A 471-nucleotide genomic window follows, 5' to 3' on the forward strand; every position below is an offset into this window, starting at 1 on the left:
GTACCCCGCTCGGCCCCGCCGACCTGGTGCGCGATCCGGACCTGGAGATGGAGGTCCGCCGGGCGGTGGTGGCCGCCAACACGGCGGTGTCGCAGGCCGAGTCGATCCGTACGTTCCGGATTCTGGCCCATCCGTTCACCGAGGAGCACGGGCTGCTGACGCCCTCGCTGAAGCTGAAGCGGCGGGCGATCGAGACGGCGTACGCGGTCGAGGTCGACGCGCTCTACCACTGACCGTGCCCGGGGCGGGAATGCCTGGGCCCGCCCGCTCGTTGTCGTACGGAGTACCAACCGACGACGTTAGGATCGACCGCTCGTGAGCCAGGTCCCCTCCATCACCCTCAACAACGGCCTCGACATGCCGCAGCTCGGTTTCGGTGTCTGGCAGGTGCCGGACGACGAGGCGGCGAAGGCGGTCGCGAAGGCCATCGAGTCCGGGTACCGGTCCATCGACACCGCCGCGATCTACGAG

At 69.2% G+C, this 471-nt stretch carries 1 protein-coding gene and 1 pseudogene; both read left to right on the forward strand.

Annotated features, from left to right (window positions below):
* Positions 1–233: pseudogene (locus RM844_RS32425) on the forward strand (long-chain fatty acid--CoA ligase); the annotation flags it as partial.
* A gap of 82 nt (positions 234–315) precedes the next feature.
* A partial coding sequence (locus RM844_RS32430) for an aldo/keto reductase (protein ID WP_394814654.1) occupies positions 316–471 on the forward strand: 156 nt, incomplete at its 3' end.

The organism is Streptomyces chisholmiae, from assembly GCF_031845445.1.
GTDB lineage: Bacteria > Actinomycetota > Actinomycetes > Streptomycetales > Streptomycetaceae > Streptomyces > Streptomyces chisholmiae.